23 protein-coding genes are annotated in these 22,417 nt (G+C 61.9%); 10 read left to right on the plus strand and 13 right to left on the minus strand.

What is annotated here, in order from left to right; translation table 11 throughout:
- The first annotated feature begins 106 nt into the window (after positions 1-106).
- The gene (locus BACI9J_RS10265) at positions 107-571 is read left to right on the plus strand and encodes a hotdog fold thioesterase (RefSeq protein ID WP_201296556.1); all 465 of its coding nucleotides are present in this window, start codon (positions 107-109) and stop codon (positions 569-571) included.
- On the opposite strand, the gene BACI9J_RS10270 is transcribed toward BACI9J_RS10265, so the two are convergent.
- From BACI9J_RS10270 to BACI9J_RS10290, 5 genes are all read right to left on the minus strand, one after another.
- The gene (locus BACI9J_RS10270; protein ID WP_159734277.1) at positions 568-1,125 is read right to left on the minus strand and encodes a dihydrofolate reductase family protein; all 558 of its coding nucleotides are present in this window, start codon (positions 1,123-1,125) and stop codon (positions 568-570) included. The genes BACI9J_RS10265 and BACI9J_RS10270 overlap by 4 nt on opposite strands.
- Before the next feature lie 46 nt (positions 1,126-1,171).
- Positions 1,172-2,296: a hypothetical protein gene (locus tag BACI9J_RS10275; RefSeq protein WP_159734278.1), complete on the minus strand. Its 1,125-nt coding sequence runs from the start codon at positions 2,294-2,296 to the stop codon at positions 1,172-1,174.
- A gap of 93 nt (positions 2,297-2,389) precedes the next feature.
- On the minus strand, positions 2,390-2,611 hold the full coding sequence (locus BACI9J_RS10280) for a hypothetical protein (RefSeq protein WP_159734279.1): 222 nt from the start codon (positions 2,609-2,611) through the stop codon (positions 2,390-2,392).
- Positions 2,608-3,813: an inorganic phosphate transporter gene (locus BACI9J_RS10285; protein WP_159734280.1), complete on the minus strand. Its 1,206-nt coding sequence runs from the start codon at positions 3,811-3,813 to the stop codon at positions 2,608-2,610. Before BACI9J_RS10285 ends, BACI9J_RS10280 begins: the two co-directional genes overlap by 4 nt.
- A gap of 181 nt (positions 3,814-3,994) precedes the next feature.
- Positions 3,995-4,513, minus strand: coding sequence for an HAD domain-containing protein (locus tag BACI9J_RS10290; RefSeq protein ID WP_159734281.1), 519 nt, complete (start codon positions 4,511-4,513; stop codon positions 3,995-3,997).
- Between the two features lie 124 nt (positions 4,514-4,637).
- Between BACI9J_RS10290 and kynA the strand changes: the two genes are divergently transcribed.
- Genes kynA through BACI9J_RS10305 form a run of 3 tightly spaced genes read left to right on the plus strand, consistent with a single transcriptional unit; the run spans position 4,638 to position 7,669 of the window.
- On the plus strand, positions 4,638-5,507 hold the full coding sequence (gene kynA, locus BACI9J_RS10295) for a tryptophan 2,3-dioxygenase (protein WP_159734282.1): 870 nt from the start codon (positions 4,638-4,640) through the stop codon (positions 5,505-5,507).
- A 46-nt stretch (positions 5,508-5,553) separates the two neighbouring features.
- The gene (gene kynU / locus BACI9J_RS10300; RefSeq protein WP_159734283.1) at positions 5,554-6,792 is read left to right on the plus strand and encodes a kynureninase; all 1,239 of its coding nucleotides are present in this window, start codon (positions 5,554-5,556) and stop codon (positions 6,790-6,792) included.
- 7 nt (positions 6,793-6,799) lie between these two features.
- Positions 6,800-7,669 carry a PaaX family transcriptional regulator gene (locus tag BACI9J_RS10305; RefSeq protein ID WP_159734284.1) on the plus strand — a complete coding sequence of 290 codons (870 nt, stop codon included), beginning with the start codon at positions 6,800-6,802 and terminating at the stop codon, positions 7,667-7,669.
- Here the strand turns inward: BACI9J_RS10305 and BACI9J_RS10310 are convergent.
- From BACI9J_RS10310 to BACI9J_RS10335, 6 genes are all read right to left on the minus strand, one after another.
- Positions 7,666-9,009, minus strand: coding sequence for an MFS transporter (locus tag BACI9J_RS10310; protein WP_159734285.1), 1,344 nt, complete (start codon positions 9,007-9,009; stop codon positions 7,666-7,668). The genes BACI9J_RS10305 and BACI9J_RS10310 overlap by 4 nt on opposite strands.
- A gap of 41 nt (positions 9,010-9,050) precedes the next feature.
- Entirely contained in the window at positions 9,051-9,341 is a 291-nt protein-coding gene (locus tag BACI9J_RS10315; protein ID WP_159734286.1) for a Dabb family protein, read from the minus strand.
- Positions 9,338-11,038, minus strand: coding sequence for an FAD-dependent oxidoreductase (locus tag BACI9J_RS10320; protein ID WP_159734287.1), 1,701 nt, complete (start codon positions 11,036-11,038; stop codon positions 9,338-9,340). The genes BACI9J_RS10315 and BACI9J_RS10320 overlap by 4 nt, the downstream gene beginning before the upstream one ends.
- Before the next feature lie 95 nt (positions 11,039-11,133).
- Positions 11,134-11,919 carry an SDR family NAD(P)-dependent oxidoreductase gene (locus BACI9J_RS10325; RefSeq protein ID WP_236558648.1) on the minus strand — a complete coding sequence of 262 codons (786 nt, stop codon included), beginning with the start codon at positions 11,917-11,919 and terminating at the stop codon, positions 11,134-11,136.
- A gap of 173 nt (positions 11,920-12,092) precedes the next feature.
- Positions 12,093-12,887, minus strand: coding sequence for an IclR family transcriptional regulator (locus BACI9J_RS10330; protein ID WP_159734288.1), 795 nt, complete (start codon positions 12,885-12,887; stop codon positions 12,093-12,095).
- A 4-nt stretch (positions 12,888-12,891) separates the two neighbouring features.
- A complete protein-coding gene (locus tag BACI9J_RS10335; protein ID WP_159734289.1) occupies positions 12,892-13,623 on the minus strand; it encodes a GntR family transcriptional regulator in 732 nt (243 codons plus the stop codon).
- A gap of 275 nt (positions 13,624-13,898) precedes the next feature.
- On the opposite strand from BACI9J_RS10335, the gene BACI9J_RS10340 reads away from it, so the two are divergent.
- The 5 genes from BACI9J_RS10340 to BACI9J_RS10360 all read left to right on the plus strand — a co-directional run bounded on the left by BACI9J_RS10340 (position 13,899) and on the right by BACI9J_RS10360 (position 18,523).
- Positions 13,899-14,807: an N-acetylglucosamine kinase gene (locus BACI9J_RS10340; RefSeq protein WP_159734290.1), complete on the plus strand. Its 909-nt coding sequence runs from the start codon at positions 13,899-13,901 to the stop codon at positions 14,805-14,807.
- Between the two features lie 114 nt (positions 14,808-14,921).
- Entirely contained in the window at positions 14,922-16,013 is a 1,092-nt protein-coding gene (locus BACI9J_RS10345; RefSeq protein ID WP_159734291.1) for a LolA family protein, read from the plus strand.
- The gene (locus BACI9J_RS10350; RefSeq protein ID WP_159734292.1) at positions 16,010-17,026 is read left to right on the plus strand and encodes an ABC transporter ATP-binding protein; all 1,017 of its coding nucleotides are present in this window, start codon (positions 16,010-16,012) and stop codon (positions 17,024-17,026) included. The genes BACI9J_RS10345 and BACI9J_RS10350 overlap by 4 nt, the downstream gene beginning before the upstream one ends.
- A complete protein-coding gene (locus tag BACI9J_RS10355; protein WP_159734293.1) occupies positions 17,010-17,882 on the plus strand; it encodes an ABC transporter permease in 873 nt (290 codons plus the stop codon). The genes BACI9J_RS10350 and BACI9J_RS10355 overlap by 17 nt, the downstream gene beginning before the upstream one ends.
- Positions 17,883-17,902: 20 nt before the next feature.
- On the plus strand, positions 17,903-18,523 hold the full coding sequence (locus BACI9J_RS10360; RefSeq protein WP_024820974.1) for an L-threonylcarbamoyladenylate synthase: 621 nt from the start codon (positions 17,903-17,905) through the stop codon (positions 18,521-18,523).
- Between the two features lie 11 nt (positions 18,524-18,534).
- Here the strand turns inward: BACI9J_RS10360 and ligD are convergent, their stop codons facing one another.
- The gene (ligD, locus tag BACI9J_RS10365; protein WP_159734294.1) at positions 18,535-19,560 is read right to left on the minus strand and encodes a non-homologous end-joining DNA ligase; all 1,026 of its coding nucleotides are present in this window, start codon (positions 19,558-19,560) and stop codon (positions 18,535-18,537) included.
- Positions 19,561-19,635: 75 nt separating this feature from the next.
- On the opposite strand from ligD, the gene BACI9J_RS10370 reads away from it, so the two are divergent.
- On the plus strand, positions 19,636-20,301 hold the full coding sequence (locus BACI9J_RS10370) for an alpha/beta hydrolase family protein (RefSeq protein WP_159734295.1): 666 nt from the start codon (positions 19,636-19,638) through the stop codon (positions 20,299-20,301).
- On the opposite strand, the gene BACI9J_RS10375 is transcribed toward BACI9J_RS10370, so the two are convergent.
- On the minus strand, positions 20,298-22,409 hold the full coding sequence (locus BACI9J_RS10375) for an elongation factor G-like protein EF-G2 (protein ID WP_159734296.1): 2,112 nt from the start codon (positions 22,407-22,409) through the stop codon (positions 20,298-20,300). The two genes, BACI9J_RS10370 and BACI9J_RS10375, sit on opposite strands and share 4 nt — an antisense overlap.
- Positions 22,410-22,417: the final 8 nt, after the last annotated feature.

A 22,417-nucleotide genomic window follows, 5' to 3' on the forward strand; every position in this document is an offset into this window, starting at 1 on the left:
GGAAGTTGAGGCAGAGGGGGTGGGTGCTGTCGCGATCGCAGCAGCTTGGGCCGTTGGAACCTGGTCCGGTTTGGTTGTTTCACTCACAGGTGCCAGCCTAGTTGGCATGATGGACAATTTCACGCCGAACCGGTTTGTCGACGAGCTCAATGAAGCAGGTGTTCCGGAAGAATTCCACGATTGGCTCTCAGCGCATGGCGTTGGTGCCCTGGTGGTGAAACTGGGCATCCGGTTCACGGAAATGAGCGCCGAGCGCATCGTAGCCACCATGCCGGTGGAAGGAAACACACAAGTGGCAGGCATCCTGCACGGAGGCGCCCACGTAGTCCTGGCAGAGACTTTGGGCTCTTTCGCAGCATCGCTGCATGCCGGCCGCGGACGCCATGCAGTGGGCATTGAGGTGGGCGCCACCCATCACCGTTCGGTGGCCGGCGGAACGGTGACAGGCACCTGCACGGCCATCCATCTTGGCGGAACCTTGGCAACTCACGAGATAGTTATCACCGACGACAAGGGCCGCAGGCTCTCAACTGCCCGGATCACCAACATGATCCGGGACAACCGCCACTAAGCCTGGCCGCCGGGCCGCGGCAGCCGGTAGTGCAGTTCAGCCGCGGCCCCGCCAAGTATCTTCGACGAGACCAACTCGAGCGGCGCCGTCGGGCCGTTGAGCGGCAACAGCCGCTTTCCGGCACCGAGCACCACAGGAATGATGGTGACGATCATCTCGTGGAGCAGTCCGGCATTGGCGAACTGCGCAACGAGGTGTCCACCGCCCACCAGCCAAACGTTTTTATGGCCTGCATCCCTGAGCAGGTCCGGTGCAAACTCGCGCACGTCACCGCGGACAAAGGTGACGTTTGATCCTGCCGGCGCCGCGTATTCATGGTGGGTGAAGACCCAGCACGGGGTGTCCGGGTACGGCCATTTGCCGGGTTCGTGCTCCATGAGCCACCGGTAGGTGTCGCCGCCCATGGCGATGCACCCGACGCCGGCCATGAAAGTTTCGATGCTCTCATTGACGCCTTCGGCGTTGTCGAACTGCAGGAGCCAGCCGAGGTCGTCGTCCGGTGAGGCGATGAAGCCATCAATGGTTGAAGCTACGTAATACTGGAAAATCGACATGGCCTCAGACTAGGACAATGCCCCCGGCCAGGACAGGACCGGTTGATCAACGGCCGGCGGGGCTGCCCGCCTTCCCCCGGGAGGCTCCTTTTGACGCAGCCCGTGGCGGTGGACTTTGAACCGGCGAGTCCGTGAGTGGCTCCGCAGCAGGTGGAATTGTGCTCCCTGGCAAGGCTGGCTCGTCGTAGAAGAAGGTGACGGTTCCGGCTACCTCCACCGTGTCAGTGATGGAGATCCGGATGGTCTCCCTGCCTTCAGCCGGCGGCATCCGCAAATACAAGGCCTGGTAATCCCCTCCCCCGGACACGATGTCCGGAACCGTGGGGACACCATCGAACAGGACGCTTCCTACCCGAACGTAGTAGCCGTCCAAGCGAACAACAGTGCCACCTGACCTGGGTCCGGAAGCGCGGGGCATACCAACAACCGGGCGCAAGTCTTCGTCCACAACGGTCAGCCCCAGCAATTGTCGCGGGCACGCTTCGCCGGGGCCTGGTTCGGCTGTGAAGACACCACCGGGATTGCTGCGGTACTGAGCCACCACCAGTGCCGATGTAGCCGCCACCCGAAACTCAAGGCACTGCTTTTGCGGGATCCGCGGGGTCTTGGCTACGGCGATGGAGGCTTGCTCCCAGTCGTCGTGGTGTCCGGTCTGCAGTGCCCTGCAAACGGCGGCGCCAGCCATCCAGACGGCAGCGTCTGCTGCGCCTTCGACGCTCCGGGCCAAATCATCGCATTGGAATTGCTGAAGCATGAGGTATCGCTGGCCCGGGGCGGGATCAGCGGAACCGATGGGCCCCGTGGGAACCCAACTCACGACTGTTGGATTTTGCGGGGGTACGTTGGCAGAGTCCTCCGGAGCGGGCCCGGGCGGGTTGCCGCTGGTGGAATTGCCGGACGGCCCGACGGCGGTGGGTTGCGCCGGCGTCGCGGGGGCCCGGGGAGATGTTTCCGGTGGCGTGGTGGGCTGCGGCGACGTTGGCTCTGCCGGGGCAACCTGAGCAGTGGGCTGCGCCGATGTGACCTGGCTCGTGGGTGCCGCCGGGGACGAGCCCAAGTTCGAGTCGGACGGGAGGTTGTCTGCTTCAGGAGGCGAGCAGGCCGAAAGTCCCAGTAACAGGGCAGGAACCAGCACCAGTCCGATGAGCTGTTCCCTGGCGCGGAACGTCATGGCGGCCCCATATCTGCCGGTTGGAATCACGCAGCTATGTGCATAACTACACAGCTGATTATTCTCCTTGGAAGACCTGACTGCCAGAAACAGCTATTTGGCGAAGTAGGGCACGATCAAATAAATGCCGAAGAGCACAGCCGCGGCGCAGAAAGCAAAGCAAACGTAGGCCAGGGAACGCACCAATGCGGGCGACTTCTGCTGGGCGTCACCAGCGATGGCCGTGAGGCGTACACCCAGCGAATAGAGCACCACCAAGGTAACTGCGGCCACCAGGGTGACTCCGGCAACCTGCAGCAATTCCAACCATTTCATCGCTGCACATCCTCGCTTGTGGTGGGCTTTCGGGATTTCTTTTTCTTCCGGAACCGCACGGCGTGCCCGGCTTCTTCAACTTCGACGGCGTTATGGTGGCCAACGTGCGACCTCCGGGAAACGACGAACATGAAGACCACCGCAGACGTGCCTACGACTGCGGCGATGATGACGCCTACGACGCCGATGCTCACCAGGAGAGCGGTCAGCGCGCCCACAATGGCCGAGGCCGGCAGTGTGAACAACCAACCCAGAGCAATCTTGCCGGCGGTACCCCATCGGACGGACGTCCCCTTGCGGCCAAGACCCGAGCCGATGACTGAGCCGGAGGCAACCTGCGTGGTGGAAAGGGCGAAGCCCAGGTGCGATGAGGCCAGGATGGCCGAGGCGGTGCTGGTTTCAGCGGAGAAACCCTGTGCCGGCTTAACCTCGGTGAGTCCCGAGCCCATGGTACGGATGATGCGCCAGCCACCTGCATAGGTACCGATGGCGATGGCCAAAGCACAGGCTGTGATGACCCAGAACTGCGGGCCGCTGCCCGGAGCCTGAGTGCCACCTGCGATGAGCACCAGGGTGATGATGCCCATGGTCTTCTGCGCATCATTCGTTCCATGCGCGAGGGCCACAAGGCTTGATGTGAAAATCTGTCCAGTGCGGAAGCCGCCACGTTTCTGCGTGAGCTTGTCGCCCGTTTCGGGATCGTGCCGTGAGGTCAGTGCATAGGCCAGACGGGTACAGATGTACGCTACGAGTCCGGCGATGAGCGGCGCGAAGACGGCGGGCAGGATCACCTTCTGCAGCACGGTCTCAAAGTTGATGGAGTGGAAGCCGATGCCCACTACTGCTGCGCCGATGAGGCCGCCGAACAGGGCATGCGATGAACTTGATGGCAGGCCCTTAAGCCAGGTGATCATATTCCACAGGACGGCACCCATAAGCCCGGCAAAAATGATGTCCGGCGTAATGTGAATGCCCTCTGACCCTTCCCGGATCAGTCCACCGGAGATGGTTTTTGCCACTTCCGTGGAGAGGAATGCGCCGACGAGGTTGAGCACGGCAGCCAGGGCGACAGCCGTCTTGGGCTTGATCGCCCCCGTTGCGATAGGCGTAGCCATCGCGTTGGCAGTGTCGTGAAACCCGTTGGTGAAGTCAAAGAATAGGGCCAACGCTATTACCAGCGCGACCATGAAGGTGATATCCACCTGTTGCCCAATCTGCAGAGTCGACGACGTTCAGCAGTTTCACTTCCCCATACCTGCCATCCACAGCATAGTTCAGCAAGTGTTCAACTGACTCGGCTTGCGGGATTCACTCCGGCGGGCTTGAAACCTTAAGAATCCTACGTGCCTTACGGTGAGCGGACAAACGTGCGGGGGCCCGGGTTCACCCCAGATATGCCCTGACGGCCGCGAGGTCACGACGGGAAAGACCCTTACGGGGATCCGGTGAGATGCAAAGCACATGGTCTTGTTGGTATTCGGCCCAGGATCGCGCGTCCGACTCCTGGCTGAGTTGATCGTCCAGCCATATGATCCGATCGCTGCCCGAGGTGGCCAGGTCCTTTTGGAGGGCCACCAACTTCCACCACTCGGGGGCTTCATCCCAGCCCAGGCTCGATAGCACCGGCCAGTCTTGTCCGTTCAGGCCGATGGCGGGGCAGAGAAACTCCGGGGCGAGGCCCTCCCATGTGGTCAGCCAGACAAATCGTGCATTGGGGTGACGGGCGAGGTCGTTGAGTTCAACAACTACTTCCGGCGCAAAAGCGACGTCGAGGATTCCGGCGTCAACGAAGCTCCACTCGCTTCCCCAATCGGTGGTTCCCATGGGACTGAAGGGGTTCACCACGCCGTCGACGTCCAGATAAACGGACACCATCGCAGCGGCACCTTGGCTGGTGTTCATTGCCACTCCCCTTCCCCCAAGTTTGAGCATCAGCCTACGCGAGAACTACGGCGCAAAGTCCTGGCGCTTGGATCATCGAGAATCAAACTCTTGACGTGCGTCATGCAAGTGATATTCTCGAACCATGGAAAAGCCACCAGTCCATTCCGCCCACAGCGTCCGCGACATCGAGGACAGCGTCCGCACCGATTTCCGGCATGCCATGTCCTACGGCGGTTATTTGGACCTCGACAGCCTGCTCAGCTCCCAGCACCCGCTCAGCGAACCCGAGCACCACGATGAATTGCTGTTCATCATCCAGCATCAGACCAGTGAACTTTGGCTGAAGCTGGTCCTGCACGAACTGTTGGAAGCCAGGCGGCTTTTCGACGCCGACAACCTCGGCAAGGCGCTTAAGTGCATCGCCAGGGTCAAGGCCATCCAGCGAACCATGACCGAGCAGTGGTCCGTGCTGGGAACCCTCACGCCGCGCGAGTACGCCCAATTCCGCGGCTTCCTGGGGAGCTCGTCAGGCTTTCAGTCGTATCAATACCGCGGCGTGGAGTTTCTGTTGGGCAACAAGAACCGCGGGATGCTGCGCGTCTTTGAAAGTGAACCAGAGGCCCATGCCCTGCTCAGCCGGCTCCTGGAAGAGCCCACGTTGTATGACGCGTTCCTGAGGGTCCTCGCCCGCGCCGGATATGACATCCCTGCCGACATTCTGGAGCGGGACAGCAGCGAACCGTGGACGTTCCGTAAAGACCTTGTGCCCATCTTCCAGAAGATCTACGAATCGGACGACACCCCTTGGGGCCTGTATGAAGCCTGCGAAGATCTGGTGGACATTGAGGACAACTTCCAAGCCTGGCGGTTCCGCCACCTACGAACGGTCCAGCGCACCATCGGATTCAAGGTAGGCACCGGCGGATCCTCGGGAGTGGACTTCCTGAAGCGGGCCCTGGACCTCACATTCTTCCCTGAGCTCTACGCCGTCCGCACCGAGATCGGCAACTAACCACACCGCCCGGCCTCTGCCACCCAACACTTCCGCAGGAGGAACAATGACTACAGCACAACAGACCCAAAAGCCAACATCGGCCGAGTTGGACGCCGCTGATCCCCTCGCCGCACAGCGTGATGCTTTCTACGCGCCCGACGCCGGTCAGCTCGCCTCGTATTTGGACGGCAACTCCCTTGGGCGCCCGCTGAAGGTCACCTCCGCGAATCTTGCATCCTTTGTTCACGACGCCTGGGGCAGCCGCCTCATCCGAGGGTGGGACGAACAGTGGATGGACGAGCCCACCGCAGTGGGAGACCTCATCGGCAAGGTGACTCTGGGTGCGGCCCCGGGGCAGACCACAGTGGGTGACTCCACCTCGGTAATGCTCTACAAGATGATCCGCGCCGCCGTGGATGCCCAGCCGGGCCGCGACGAAATCATCATCGACCGCGACAACTTCCCTACTGACCGGTTCATCATTGAAGGCATTGCCAAGGAGCGCGGTGCCACCATCAAGTGGATTGCTGCCAACCCTGCCAGTGGTGTTCGCGCCGAAGACCTGGACGGGCTGCTGGGCGAGCGGACCGCCGTCGTGGTCCTCAGCCACGTTGCCTACCGCTCCGGGTTCCTTGCCGATGCCCAAGGAATCACGGCCAAGGTGCATCAGGCCGGCGCCCTGATGTTGTGGGACGTGTGCCATTCCGTGGGTTCAGTGCCCATGGAACTAGACGAATGGGGCGTGGACCTTGCGGTCGGCTGCACCTACAAATACCTCAACGGCGGCCCCGGCTCGCCCGCCTTCGCCTATGTCAACTCTTCGCAGCAGGATCGCTTGCAGCAACCCATCTGGGGCTGGATGGGTGCAGATAACCCGTTTGGAATGACGGAGTCCTACGAGCCCGCTCGGGGCATTCGCAGGTTCATCACCGGAACACCTCCGGTGCTTGCCATGCAGCCGATGAAGGACATGCTGGAACTGATCGCGTCCGTGGGAATGGATGCTGTACGCGAGAAGTCGATCAAGCTGACCGAATACGCGATCGCACTCTCCGAGGAACATTTGGTCCCCCTTGGTGCAGAAATCGTCAGTCCCCGGAACCCTGCGGAGCGCGGCTCCCACATCACCGTGGACCACCCGCTCTTCGCTGACGTGACGGCCAAACTCTGGGAGAAGGGTGTCATCCCCGATTTCCGTCCCCCGCACGGCCTGCGCATTGGACTCTCGCCCCTGAGCACCAGCTACGCCGAGGTCGAGTTGGGAGTCGCAGCCATCCGCGAGGCCCTCTCCGAATCACTGTGAGCCGGAAATGAGTGCCGTCCTTGACGACATGGACTCCCGCCCCGGGAGTACAACATCCTTGCTGCGCACCGTTATTGGGCTGTATCTGCGTGATGCAGGGGGGTGGATGTCCACGAAGGACATTGTGACCCTCATGGAAGCCTTGGGTACCTCCGGAACAGTAACCCGGACCGCCCTGGGGCGGCTTCGCAAAAAAGATGTGGTGTTGCAGGAGTCCCGCCAGGGTTTGCCGGGGTTCACGCTGACCAAGGGCGCCGCAACCATGCTGGCCCGCGGCGACCGCAGGATCTACAACCCCCGGAGTATGTCGGAGTCTGATCCGTGGTGCTTGATTTCCTTCTCCATTCCGGAGACGGAACGCGAAAAACGGCATCAGCTACGGCGCCGGCTGCATTGGATCGGCTGCGGGACGGTAGCTGCCGGTCTCTGGATCTGCCCCGACTCGCTGCGGTTGGAGGTGGAGGAGATCCTCGCAGATCTGGAGCTGCGGGCCATGGCCACCATCTTCGTGACGGAAACTCCGCTGGTGGGCGGCACCCTTCAGGATGCCGCCTCCAAGTGGTGGGATCTGGACGCCGTAGCCGAACTCCACAGGGACTTCATCAGCGAGCACGGATCAGGCGGCGTCAACGGCGTGGGTACGTGGCTGCCTGCCGGTCACCAGGTGGAGCCATCTCCCGAGGTTTTTGCGGCGTACGTCCAATGCATCGACCGGTGGCGGATCATCCCGTACCTCGACCCCGGACTGCCGTCGGCTTTTCTGCCTGCGGACTGGCCCGGGGCTGAAGGTACTGCCTTGTTCAGCCGGATAGTTGCTGCCTATTCGGAACCGAGTGGGGAGTTTGTGCGCAAGACGCTGAGTGCTTCTGCTGACTAGCTTCGGTTCCGGGCTGCGACGCCCCGCCAGTAGGGCTCCCCGAGCTGTTCGATGGGCGTCTTGGCAGTCTCCCGGGAGAAGAAGGCGGCCACTCCTGCAATTGCCATGCACAGGACGGCGAAGCAGGCCACCGGGAACCAGCCGTCGCTGCCCTTGCCGAGGAGCAGGCCCGCAATCAATGGAGCGAATCCAGCAACCACCAAACCCAGCTGGTTGCCCAGGGCCATTCCGGAGTACCGGACCGGCGCGGCAAAAAGCTCGGCAAAGTAGGCGGGCCAGATCCCGTTGAAGCAGGAGTAGAGCAAGGTCATGTTCACGAATGCGGCAGCAAAAACCAAGAGGATGTTGCCGGTGGACAGGGCCCCGAAGTAGGCGAAGATCGTCACCGAACAACCGATGGCCGCCGTCAACAACAGAGGACGCCGGCCCACCCGGTCAGAGATCCTGGCGGCCAAGGGCATCACGAACATGGACAGGCCGATTGCCACGGCATTGACGGTAAGAATCGATGCTTTGTCGAATCCCGCAGCTCCGGTGGCATAGGACAGGCCGAAGACCGTGAAGATGGTTTGCATGACCGACATGATGGACATGCCAACCACCTTGACCACATCTGCCGATTGAAAGCGCAGGACTTCCCGGATCGGCATCGGCGCAACTGACTTGCGCTCCTTCGATTCTTCGAACACCGGCGTTTCATCCAAGTGGGTCCGCACCCAGTAGGCGATGGCCAGCACCACGATGGAAAGCCAGAAAGGTACGCGCCAGCCCCAACTCATGAGTGCTTCTGTGGGAAGCGCCGCAACGGGGATGAAAACAAGCGTGGCAAGCACCATCCCTGAGGCATATCCGGTCATGACAAAGCTGGTGAAGAACCCACGCCGGCCCTCGGGAGAGTGTTCCAAGGTCAGCGTGGAGGCGCCCGCCGATTCGGCACCGGCGGAAAAGCCCTGCGCAAGGCGGCCCACCACCAGAAGAATCGGAGCCCAGACACCGATCTGGTTGTAGCTGGGCAGGAAACCAATACCCAGGGAAGCAAGGCCCATGACGCTCAGCGTGATGAGCAGAATCTTCTTCCTGCCCAGTTTGTCACCGAAATGGCCCATCACCAGTCCACCCACCGGGCGGGCGACGTAGGCCACCCCGAAAGTAGCGAACGCACCGATCAGGCCAACGGCAGGGTCATCTGAAGGAAAGAAAAGCGGACCGAACACCAAAGCTGCGGCCGAGCCGTAAATAAAGAAGTCGTAGTACTCCAGGGTGCTCCCCAGGAATGAGGCCAGGGCCGCTTTTCCGGGGGTCTTGCGCAGCGTTGCGGGCTGCCGGGTAGTGCTTGTCATGCGATTCTCCTTTGAATGGCGCAGGTTCGAAAATTCCGAGGCTAAAGCGGAAAATCAACGGCGATAATTTGCTCGCTGTTGGGGAACGAGTACTTTTTGAGCGGTTCATGCAGCGGGTGCGTGTTGTAGACCTCAAGGTCTTCCACGGCATTGAAGTCAGCAACGATCGCGTAATCGAACGACCTATCCTGCTTCAGCACATCCGCTCCGTGGCTGAGGCTCAAGAGCCCTGGAACGTTGCCCTCCATCCGGTCCAGGCCAGCGATCCATGCAGCCCTCTCCGCGGCTGGAAAGTCCGGCTTGAATTTGAAGAGCACTGCGTGGCGGATCATGCTCCGACTCCTGGATCAGCGCCGGCTCCGGCGCCCACGTACGCTGCTGAAACGGATTCTTCCGAGACGTACTCTGCCGGTTGCCCGGCTATGGTGCGGCCTGCGAGGTACCCCATGGTCATGATGGGACCCAGCGTTGCCCCGGCGCCCGGGTATCCGGCAGCATAGGCATTCTCCGTGGTGTTTCCAGCGGCGAACAGCCCGGGAATTGCTTGTCCGTCCACGTCCAGGACTCTTGCCGAACCATCGGTGGCAACTCCCCCGTTACTGCCGAAGGCACCATTGACCACTTCCATGGCATAGAAGGGTCCTGACTGCAAGGGTCCGAGGGAAGGGTTGGGCCACGGGCAGTCGTCATCGCCCCAGTACTTGTCGTAGGCGCTTTCGCCGCGCCCGAAGTCAGGGTCCTGTCCCTTCAGGGCGTCTTCATTGAAGCGAGCCACCGTGGCTTGAAGGTTATCCGCGGGGACACCAATCTTTGCTGCGAGTCGGGCCAATGTGGGAGCTTCCACCAGGTAGTCCGGCGTCGGCTGGCCCGCACGGTGGGCGAGGACGCCGTAGCGCTCCAGGTAGCTGTGATCGAACACCACATGCGCCGGTGTGTTCAAGGTTTGGTTGTTGGGCGAATCCCATGACTGGAGGCATCGCGCGAGGTCGTTATAGTTCTGGGATTCGTTGGCGAAGCGGCGGCCATGGCGATTAATCATGAGGGAGCCCGGACCTTGCCGCTCGAAGCGGAGCAGGGTTCCAACAGGTTGGCCGTCCCGACTGTCTCCGGTGATGGACATCGGAGCCCACCATGCTTCCCGTGTGCCGCGGGTTTGTGCACCGATTCTTTGAGCCATCCTCAGGCCATCGCCGGTGTTCGAAGGAGGCGAGCACATGATGTACAGCCGCGAGGCCAGCAACGAGTCCGCCAAGGACTTGTCCCATTCGAAACCGCCCGTGGCGAGAACTACGCCGTCGTTTGCGTGGAAAGTTTCGCCCGACTCGAGCTGGACGCCTGCTACCCTGCCGGCGTCGGTCAGCAAACGATGTCCGCGTGCGCCAATCACCAACGCTGCGTGATCGCGGACAAGGCTAGCAAGAAGCATCGAAACCAGCGCCTGCCCCTTGGCCACCAGGCCTTGCTCCTGCCGCTCTTTCAGCTCCTGCCAAGGGAACTTGGTGAAGGCGCCCCAGTTTTCATATTCCTGCATAGTGAAGGGCGCCCGGCCATCCGAGCGAACATGGACCGCGAGCTTCCCGAGTCCTGCACGGATGTTGTACAGCTCAGGTTCAACTGTCCTGCCACCTTCCACCGAACCCGGGAGGTCCTGACGGTAGTCCGGGAAGTTGTCCAGGAAGATAAACCGTACGCCGCATTCGTCTTCGGTGAAGCGGAGCATGGTGTCGCCGTAGTTGAGCGCGGCGTCAAGCAGCTCTTCGCGGCTCCGGCCCCTTGCCACGGCCCTGATGTACTCAGCAGCGGCCGCCTTGGAGTCGTTCAGCCCCGCCTGGCGGGCGTGGTGGTTGTCCGCCACCCAAAGCATGCCGCCGGATACAGCCGAGGTGCCGCCCAGCAGCTCGGTCTTTTCCAGTACGACGACGGACTTGCCGGACCGTGCGGCCGTTGCCGCTGCCGTCAATGCCCCTGCGCCGGAACCGATGACGACGACGTCATAGGTATCTGATGGTGTGCCGTTGATGAATTGCATGGTGGTACCTCTCAATAGAGCGATTCAATAGAGCGATCTGGTCAAAAAGTGACCTGGTCACTCAAGAAATGTGGAGTTCCGGGTGGAGATGCTGCTCAAACCGCCGTGTAACCGCCGTCGATTACAAGCTCTGAACCCGTGGTGAACCGGGATTCATCGGAGGCCAGGTAGAGGACTCCGTAAGCGATCTCGTCAGGTTCGCCCTGCCGGGGAAGCGGGTTTCCACCCACCAACTGCTTGTAGTAGGCCTCCGCACCAATGTCCGACTGCTCGGCCGAGCGGCGGCTCATCCGGGTGTTCATGGACCCTGGATGAATGGAGTTCACCCTCACACCGTGGACGCCGTAGGTTGCTGCATCAGACTTGCTGAGCAGCCGGACTGCGCCCTTGGTGGCGTGGTACAGGGGCACGTTCCGCCCGCCGGTCAATCCATGGATTGAGGAAAAGTTGATGATGCTGCCTGACCGCTGACGGATCATGCCCGGAACAACGTGCTTTGTCATGAGCCATACGCCCTTGACGTTGACATCGAAGATGAGATTGAAGTCATCCACAGTGGCGGTGTGGCTGGCTCCCGCCGGGCCGATGATTCCCGCCGCGTTGACCAGGACATCCGGGGTTCCGTGCTCCGCAACAACCTTGCGGATTGCTTCGACCACGCTGGCTTCGTCGGTGACATCGACGTCGTACTCGGTAATTCCCGGATGGGTGCCCGCAGCACCTGTCCCAGCCCGATCCAGGCTGGCCACCGTTGCTCCATGATCGGCGAGCAATCCGGCCGTTGCGCTGCCGAGGTCTCCCCTGCCTCCGGTGACTACGGCAATTTTGCCGGCCACCCGGCGGGCCATTGACTTTGTAGTTGGCTGCGTTGTTGTTCTCACCACAAATCCTCCTGCCGCGGCGTTGCGGCTGCTGAAACTTCGTTCGGATGCAGGGCAGCACGGAATGGACCCACAAGGGCCTTGCTTAGTGGTGACCGGGCGACTTGCCCTGCTTGGTTCCACTCTGCCAGCGCGGCTGTGAGTGGAACCACAGTGTTACCGATGAACGGGAATCAGATGCTTCCGTTGCTTTGCCGAAGGGCGCCTTTGAGTTCTCCGCGCCACCCCAGGGCGCGGGAGATTCCGCGGGCTGCCGTCATCAGGACAGGCACCCGGATGGTTGGGTTTTCCTCATTCCTTGGAACCACCACACTCAAGGCAGCCACCACCGTATTGGCGCGACCGAAGACGGGGACTGCAATTCCGCTGGACTCAGGGACGATGATTCCAGGCATGGAAGCGAACCCCCGTTGACGTATGCCCGCAAGGTGTCGTCGCAGTTCTGCCGGGTCGGTCAGCGTCGAATCAGTGAACTTTTGCAGCGTTCGGGACAGAAACAAGTCCTGATAGGCAGGTGGAGAATACGCCAACAGCACCAAGCCGGAGGAAGTTCCATGGACCGGAAGCCGGCCAGCTACCTTGGTGATGTCCACCATGGAGTCCCGGGAACCGATTCGCTCTATGTAGAGAACTTCATCGGAATCCAGGATGCCCAACGTGGTGGAGTGCTGGACCACCGACTGCACGTCCTCCATGAATGGCAGGGCAGCCTCGCGGAGGCCAACCATGCGGGAACTCCTGGATACCAGCTCCCACAACCGGGTGCCCACCCGAACCTCACCGTTGGCTTCCCGTTCCAGGAGGCCTTCACCCAGGAGTTCGTCCACCAGACGGTAGGTGGTTGTCACCGGCAGGCCGGAACGCCGGGCCAACGCGGCGACGCTCATGGTGCGGTGGGCGTCGTCGAACGCTCCCACCAGGCGGACTACCCGGCGAATAACAGACTCGCCCGAGGACGAATTGGCCATCTCCTCAGTTCCCGGACTTCACGCGGGAAACGAACCGGAATCTGTCGCCGCGGAATGCGCTCCGGGTCCACTCCACCGGCGCGCCGGATTCATCCCTTGCCAGGCGGTGCACCACCAGCAACGGTGCACCCATTTCGATTCCCAGCAGCCTGACATCCGCCGGACCAGCGAGGGCGGTTTCCACGGTGTCCTCCACATCGGCTATCCGGATCCCGTAAACGCTGGACAGGACCGCATAGAGTGAGCCCGTCTTGGCCAGATTGGACTTGAACCGGGGCAGCTTGCCGGGAAGCCACGCAATTTCATGCGCCAACGGCTCACCGTCAATGAGGCGAATCCGCTCGAGCCGGGTCACCGGCTTACCTTGATCAAGCTCCAAATGCGCGGCAACCTCTGCATCTGAACCCACGACATTGAGGGCAAGAAGCGTCGAGTCAGCCTGCAGGCCTTGGGTGCGGGCGTCATCTGAGAAGGAGGTGAGCTGCCTGACGTGCGTCACTTTTGGGGGCGCCACGAACGTGCCGTGGCCTTGGATGCGACCCAGCTTTCCTTCGGCCACGAGCTCGCTGATGGCCTGCCTCACTGTGGTCCGGGACGTGGCATATTTTTCCGCCAACGCACGCTCTGTGGGAATGAGGGTGCCCGGATGAAGACCTGCTATGAGCCCGAGTACCTCAGTTTTCAACAGGTAATACTTAGGGGTTGCTTGCGCCGCATCACTGGACATATTGGACATCCTACTTATAGACAACGCCATTGGTCTATGCCAATGTTGATCCCGTTGGTCTGAACCAACGGGCGGTAACACCCACTGAGACCATAACTTTTCACTGGACCAAGGACAAAGATGTCGATCATGTTGTGCTCAGGGACAAGCCGCCCACCCGGCGGAGTGACCTTCGGTGTACTGGCTCTCCTCAGGTTTATGTTTGTCCAAAGGTTCGCACTCGAAACGAAGGGCCGTCAGTTGGAGGAAATACAGCGAAAGAACAGTGAATTGGCGGAGATCCTGTGAGTCCCGCTGTTCTGGGCCTTCACCTTGGTGGCTCAAAGACGCACGCCGTGCGCTCAGACGCTTCGCCGGGCGGCGTTGATCCTCAAAGTGGTACCGGCATTGAAATCACTGAAGCCAGTGCCAACCTCTCCTCCGTTGGGCACCAAGGGGCGGACGCCGTGCTGCGGCGGATCGCTGCAAGCGTGGGTGGCGGAATTGAAGCCGTTTGCGCAGGTGCCGCCGGAGCGGACACCCCGGCGAGCCGTGCTGTCCTGGCCGCCCTGCTGACCGAACATTTTCCCGGCGCCAGGATCGACGTCGTGCATGACACCCGAATTGTGTTGGCCGCAGCGGGGCTCGAGGTCGGCGCGGTGGTGGTTGCCGGCACCGGCTCCGTGGCGTGGGGCCGGAACCACGAGGGGCGCGAGGCCCGCAGCGGAGGCTATGGTTACCTGTTGGGCGATGAAGGCGGCGGCTACTCGGTGGTGCGTGATGCCGTCCGCGAGGCTTTGCGGGAGTATTACGCAGGGCTGGAACCCGGCACGCTGGTCAGAGCCTTGATGGCGGCGACAGCGAGCGTGGATGCGTTGCAGCTCATGGACTCGTTCTACGCCAAGCCGGAACCTGACCATTGGGCTGGTCTGGCTCCCCTGGTACTTGACTTGGCGGCTGAGGGCGACCCGGCGGCGTTGCGTATCCAGGCTGAGGCGGCCCATTCCCTGGCAACGCTCGCGCGCCAAGTCATGGGCGAGTTGGGGCTGGACCTACCGTTGGTGATGGCCGGTGCCCTGCTGGTGAATCAGAGTCAACTGGCCGGGGCCGTGGCGCGCAAGGTTTCCTTGGAAGATCCGTCCTCAATCCGGATTTTGGCTCAGCCTCCGGTTCACGGTGCGGTGGAATTGGCCCGGCAGCTGACCAGGGACTGAGCCATTCTGATGCATTGGCGGGCGGCGGTTCGGGGAGCGATCAGGGGCAGGTGATCGCTGGAGCCAACCGGAGTAGTCTGGACTCATGCCCCTCATCAGCGGTGGTTGGTAACAATGGCGCGGGCCCGGCAGCGGTGGCTGCCAGCTCTCTTTATTCCCGTTGCCTTGGCGATTGCCCTGATGTTCGGCTCAGTCCAGGCAGGAGCCAGTGTTTCCCTCCCGCCCAAGAGTGCTGAAGAAATCCTCGCGCTGATTGCGCACACCGAGGTGCGGGCGTTGTCCGGCACAGTGAAGCAGGACGCCGACTTGGGGCTTCCCGAGCTACCGGCATCCGATTCGGGCATAGCCCCGGGGGCGTCCTCTGGCTTGGAATTTTTGACTGGATCCCACATAGCCCGTGTCTATGTAGATGGACCCCGGAAGGCACGGTTGCAAATTTTGGACCAGATGGCCGAACGCGACGTCATTGTCAACGGCGGGGATGCATGGTTCTACAGCTCAAAGGACAACAGCGCCACACATCTGAGCCTGCCCGCAACACACATGCAGGCACAGGACATGCCAGCGCCGGACATACCAGCGCAGGACATGCCAGCGCCGGACATGCCGACGCCGGCGACCATGGCCAGCCGTTTCCTTGCAGCTGTTGATGCCAGTACGGAGGTCACTGTTGCTGAGGCTTCATCGGTGGCCGGCCGGAGTGTCTACTCTCTGATCCTCAATCCACGCAGTTCCGAAACCCTGGTTGAGTCGGTGAGCATCGACGTCGACTCCGAAACGGGCCTGCCCTTGGGTATCGAGGTGCGGGCCAAAGGCCAGTCCGAGCCAGCCTATTCGCTGGCTTATACACAGCTGGACCTCTCCACGCCGGATCCCTCGCTGTTTCAGTTCACCCCGCCGCAGGGTGCAACAGTGACTGAGAAGGCAGCGCCGGCGAAGCCAACGCCCACTATGACCCTTCCCGCGGAGCCCACACCCGATCCAGGTGTCACGGGGCAGGGCTGGGATTCAGTGATCTCCTTGCCGGCTGGGTCTGTTCCGGCCGGGTTCGCCTCTGATCCCCAGCTGTCTCAAGCCCTGCAAGCTGTGGACGGTGGACGGGCCGTGACGACGTCGTTGCTGAGCGTGCTGATTCTCGACGACGGCCGTGTCTATGCAGGCATGGTGCCTTTGGAACGACTCCAGTCAGTCGCTGCCGCCCAGTGAACGAATCCCGGACCGCAGCCTCTGTTGGTGCAACTGAACATGCGGTTCCTGTCCGGACCCCTGACCTGGCGATCGAAACTCACGGACTGGTGAAGCGCTTCGGCCACCGGTCCGCCGTGGATGGTATAGACCTCGCTGTGCCCCGCGGCTCGGTGTTCGGCTTCCTGGGACCAAATGGTTCGGGAAAGACCACCACAATTCGGGTGCTGCTTGGCCTTGCTTCGGCCAGCAGCGGGGACGTCCGCGTTCTTGGCAGGGAGATGCCGCAAGCCTTGGCTTCTGTCCTTCCGGAGGTTGGTGCGTTGGTGGAGGGTCCCGGCTTCTACCCTTTCCTCTCGGGTACGGCAAACCTGGTGCGCTTGGATGCCGCCGACCCCCATGCGTCGGCCTCCACCAGGCGGCGGCGCGTCCACGACGCCCTGGAGAGGGTGGGCCTCAGCCACGCGGCCGGTAAGAAGGTCCGCGCTTACTCCTTGGGCATGAAGCAGCGCCTCGGCCTTGCCAATGCGATGCTCAGGCCACGGGAGCTCCTGGTTCTGGACGAGCCAACCAACGGTCTGGATCCCCAGGGCACCCGCGAAGTCCGCAATCTGGTTCGCTCCCTCGCCGCCGGCGGCACCACCGTGTTCGTCTCCAGCCATCTGCTGGCGGAGGTGGAACAAATGTGTTCGCACGTGGGCGTGATGAGTGCCGGCCGTCTGGTGGCCCAGGGGCTCATTGAGGAGCTGCGGTCTGCCGGCCAGGCTCACGTTGTGGTGCAAACACCCGACGTCGAGTTGGCGTCCGGGGTGTTGACGCGCCTTGGCCTGGTTCCCGGTGAAGCACCAAATAAGGGAAGCACGTGGGAAACCACAGCTGTGTTGGCCACCGGTATCAACGGTCATGTCCCCGAGGCGATTGTTGCTGCCTTGGTTGCTGACGGCGTACGTGTCCGTGGCTTCACGGTGGAGAACGCGAGCTTGGAAGAGCGTTTCGTCTCCTTGACCGGTGAGGGGTTTGACGTTGTCGGCTAAGGTTGCAGGTCCTGACCGGGAGGGTGCGGTGCGTCCAGGGCCCGGGTGGGCGCTCTTGGGCTCGGAGTTGTTGGTACTGTTCCGTCGGCTCCGCACATGGGCAATGCTGCTCGCCCTCGCTGCCGTGCCCGTCCTGATCGCCGTAGCCGTCAAGTTGTCGTCCCGGCCCACCACGCCCGGCCGGGGTCCACTCTTTCTGGACCGCATTACCCAGAACGGCCTCTTCGTTGCTGTGACCGCCTTGGTGGTGTGTGTCCCGCTGTTCCTCCCACTCACAGTCGGGGTGGTGGCCGGGGACACCATCGCCGGTGAGGCGAACCTTGGAACCCTGCGCTACCTGCTCCTCGCTCCCGCAGGACGGATTCGGTTGTTGCTGGTGAAGTATGCGGGGGCCGTCGCTTTCTGTTTCGCTGCCACAACCGCCGTGACAGCGTCCGGTGCCCTGGCCGGCGTCGTGCTCTTTCCTGTGGGTCCGGTGACTTTGCTGTCCGGGGACACCATCAGCGTTGGCGAATCAGCTCTGAGATCCTTGCTGATTGCTGCCTACATCACCGTGTCCCTGCTGGGTCTGTCTGCTATCGGCCTCTTGATCTCCACTTTTACCGATGTACCGGTGGGGGCCATGGCTGCCACCATTGTGCTCTCCGTGGTGTCCCAGGTGCTGGACAACCTGCCCCAGCTGGAGTGGCTGCATCCGTGGCTGTTCAGCCATCACTGGCTTGGCTTCGCGGACCTGCTGCGACAGCCCGTCTCGTGGACATCATTCGGCCTGAACGCGCTCCTCCAAACCGGGTACATTGTGGTCTGCGGCGCGCTTGCCTATGCAAAATTCTCCAACAAAGACGTCTTATCCTAGCTTTGTCGTAGGCTCTTTCCATGGCCAGATTCTTTGATGTGCACCCGGAAGATCCCCAACCACGCGCCATAGGCCAAGTGGTAAACATGCTCCAAGGCGGCGGCCTGATCGCCTACCCCACCGACTCTTGCTACGCGCTTGGCGCCCAGATAGGTAACAGGGAAGCCTTGGACCGCATCAGGTCCATCAGGCAACTGGACGACAAACACCACTTCACCCTGGTGTGCAAGGACTTCGCCCAAATGGGGCAGTTCGTGATGTTGGACAACGACATCTTCAGGAGCATCAAGGCTGTGACACCCGGTAGCTACACCTTCATCCTCCCGGCCACCCGGGAAGTTCCCAAGCGCCTCCTGCACCCCAAAAAGAAGACTGTGGGTGTGCGCATACCGGATCACCGCGTGGTCCAGGCTCTCTTGGCCGAGCTGGGCGAACCCCTGCTTTCCAGCACACTCCTGCTGCCGGATGAGGAAGAACCTTTGACCCAGGGCTGGGAGATTAAGGAACGCCTGGACAACCAGGTGGACGGCGTTATTGATGCCGGCGACACCGGTTCGGAACCCACTACCGTGATCGATTTCTCCAGCGGCGTGGCCGAAGTTGTGCGGTACGGGACCGGCGATCCCTCGCGCTTCGAATAGGAACCACCGGTTTACTCCTCCGGCTTCCGTGCCCGGCTCGGCTGAACCCGCATAGGCTCACCCGGCATCTTGGGGAATTCCGGCGGGAACGGCATTTCACCTTGTCCGTTTTTTACGTCGCGCTCCCACCATTTGAGCAGAACATCGATCTCACCAGGGTGATCGTGCATGGACGCCCAAGGGTCTCCAACCTTCGCCAACCGGTCCGGGACGGTCTTGATGGTGTACTTCGCCGGATCTGCCTTCTCCAGTTCTTCCCACGTCAACGGGCAGGAGACTTGGGCAGTGGGTACAGCGCGGGGGCTATAGGCTCCGGCAATGGTCCGGTCCCGGTTGGCTTGGTTGAAGTCAACGAATATCCGGGTTCCGCGTTCTTCTTTCCACCACGCAGTGGTGACCTTGTCCGGCATGCGCCGCTCCAGCTCGCGTCCGGCAGCGATCACTGCATGGCGGACATCGAGGAATTCATGTTTGGGATGGATGGGCGCATATACGTGGAGTCCGCGGTTTCCGGAGGTTTTGATGAACGCGGTGAGTCCTGCTTCTTCCAGCACGGAGCGCAGTTCCACTGCGGCCGGAATGGCGTCGTCGAAGTCCGTGCCGGGTTGTGGATCAAGATCGATCCTCAGTTGATCCGGGTTGTCCGATTCATTGGCCCGGGACGCCCAAGGGTGGAAGACCACCGTATTCATTTGAGCGGCCCACACCGCAGCCGCCGGCTCGTCAATCACCAACTGGGGGTGCGAACGCGCGCTGGGGTAGGTCACGGGTACGGAACGGACGTACTCCGGCGCGCCCTTGGGCGGGTTCTTGGAGAAGAACATTTCGCCTTCAATGTTCCCGGAGTATCGCTGGAGGCTGATGGGACGGTTTCCGTTGGCCGCGACAAAGGCTTCCCCCACGTCAATAAGGTAATTGGCGAGGTCCAGTTTGGTCAGTCCCGCCTCAGGCCACATCACCCGGCTGGGACTGGAAATTCTGACCTCCCGCGGGCCGTGGGGACCTGGGACAGTAACGGTGGTTGCTTCGCTCGCCATGGCCACAAGCTACCTCGTTTATGCCGTTCGCGTCAGCACCCGGCGGGTTTTGGCGTGGTGGGTAATGATGGATGCATGCCAAACACTGAAACATCCGTGACCATCGTGGTGGGGGAAGCCGAGGTATCCGCCCTTCACATCCTGCCCGAAGAGCCCTTCGCCACCCTGGTGGTGGCGCACGGCGCCGGAGCAGGAATGGAACATCCGTTCCTGCAAGGTTTCGCTGAAGCGATGGCGGACCAAGGCGTGGCCACGTTGCGCTTCAACTTTCCCTACCGTGAGGCTGGGCGCCGATTTCCGGACCGGCCGCCACTTGCCATCGCAACGTGGCGGGCCGTGATGGACAAGGCAGCAGAATTCAGTGCGGGTGAGCCGTTGTGGGCTGCCGGTAAATCGTTCGGTGGCCGCATGGCTTCCATGGCAGTGGCCGAGGGCATGCCCGCACGGGGTTTGGTGTACCTCGGCTATCCGCTCCACGCCCCCGGCAAGCCGGAGAAACTGCGGGATGAGCACCTCTACGGCGTCACAGTGCCCATGCTCTTTCTCCAAGGCACCCGCGATACTTTTGCTACCCGGGAGCTGCTGGAGGCAGTGGTGAAAAAGATCGGCCCGACGGCGACGCTGCAGTGGGCGGAGGGTGGAGACCATTCGTTCGCCGTCAAGGGTATAAAGCGTGGAGCGGCCGAGGTAGGAGCTTCCCTGGCGCCTGCAGTTGCCGCCTTCCTGCGGGCAAACCCCTAGGGCTGCTTGGGCAGAGGTTCGTGACGGAGGAAGGACCGGCGGAAACGGCCGGTTCCTGCAGTGAGGGCGCGGAGTTCAATGGCGTAGCGCAGAAGCTCCTGGTCCGGTACTTCGGCGCTGATGTCCGTTCCCTCTCCGTCAGCGGCGGTGGTGCCTGTAACCCGGCCCCGGCGTCCTGACAGATCGCTCATCACGGCACCAACGTATTCGTCGGGAACGCTGATGACAACGGAAGAGACCGGCTCCAGCAACTGCATTTTTGCAGCTGCCGCGGCTTCCCTTAGGGCCAGGGCGCCGGCAGCTTGGAAGGCGGCGTCGGACGAGTCGACGCTGTGCGTCTTACCGCCCACCAGTGTCACCTTGATGTCCACTACGGGGAATCCTGCTGAGACGCCTTTGAGCATTTGTGAGCGGACCCCCTTCTCCACGGAGGAGACAAACGTCCCTGGAATGGCACCGCCCACGATTTTGTCCGTGAATTCAAAGCCCGCACCGCGGTCCAACGGCTCCACCTCGATGTCACAGATGGCGAATTGACCGTGCCCACCGGATTGTTTGACGTGCCGTCCATGCCCGGTGGCTTTGCTGGCGAAGGTCTCCCTGAGAGGAGTGATGACATCCACGGTTTGAAGCTTGACACCTTGGTTGCGTAGTCTGTCCAGGACCACTTCCGCGTGGGCTTCCCCCATGCACCAGAGGATGAGCTGGTGAGTGTCCTGGTTGCGCTCCAATCGAAGAGTAGGGTCGGCGGCAGCCACTTTGCCAATGCTCTTTGCCAGCGCATCCTCATCACTGCGTGATGCCCCTTCTATGGCTACAGGCATCAATGGTTCGGGCATGTTCCAGGTCTCGATCAGCAGCGGCGCCTCGCGACCGGAAACAGTGTCCCCCGTTTCGGCGCTGGCCAGTTTACTGATGGCGCAGATGTCACCGGCAATGCACTGTGGAACGGCTTTGAGACTCGAACCCACAGGCGAGTAGAGGTGCGTGATGCGTTCATCGGCGTCGTGGTCCTCGTGGCCCCGGTCCGCTAAACCCCTGCCTCCAATGTGAATGGCGGAGTCTTCGCGCAGGGTCCCGGAAAACACCCTGACCAAGCACACCCGGCCCAGGAACGGGTCCACGGTGGTCCGCACCACCTCAGCGGCCAAGCGCCCGTCGGGATCGCACTCCAGCGGCTTTAGTGAGGAACCGTCGAGTTTCATGACGGCCGGCGCACTGCGCTCCAACGGCGACGGCAAAGCATCGGTCAACAGTGCCATGAGTTCGGGAAGTCCAAGACCGGTTTCTGAAGATACAGGCATCACGGGGAAAAAGCTCCCGCGTCCCACGGCCGTTTCAAGATCGGTGATCAAGTCCGCAAGGGGGAGTTCTTCGCCGCCCAGGTACCGGTCCATGAGGGTTTCGTCTTCGCTTTCGGCAATGATTCCTTCGATCAAGGGTCCTCTGGCCGCTTCCACGTCCGAGGCCGGCGTCACGTCTTCGGCCTCCGTACCGTGGAGGACGCCGATAAGTCCGGCGTTGCCAACAGCGGGGAGGTACAGCGGGAGGACTGACTCGCCAAACGCTTCCTGGCAACGCACGACGGCGGCGCTGAAGTCTGCGCGCGGATGGTCCAGTTTGCTGACCACCACTGCTCGCGGCATCCGGATTTTCTCACACTCACCCCACAAGGCCACCGTGGCACCGTCAATGCCATCAACGGCCGACACAACAAAAAGGGCCGCATCGGCGGCCCTCAAACCTGCGCGCAGTTCGCCGGTGAAGTCTGTGTAGCCGGGGGTGTCGATCAGATTGATCTTGATGTCCTCCACCAATATCGGCGCTACGGACATAGTGACCGAACGTTGCTGATGAATCGCTGAAGGATCCGAATCGCTGACCGTGGTGCCTTCGCTGATGGACCCCATCCTGGTGATGGCACCTGTTGCGGCCAGCAAGGCTTCCACCAGAGTGGTCTTGCCCGCAGCGGAATGGCCCACCAGTGCCACGTTGCGAATTTTGGCGGGATCGCCCGGCGCCAGGACAAAGCCGTTATCGCCCCGCCGGGCGTCGGAGGTGCCGGAGCCCGGCCCCTTGACCGTCTCCCGCGTCCCCTTCGTGGACATGGGCACCT

This window comes from Arthrobacter sp. 9V (assembly GCF_902506065.1).
GTDB lineage: Bacteria > Actinomycetota > Actinomycetes > Actinomycetales > Micrococcaceae > Arthrobacter.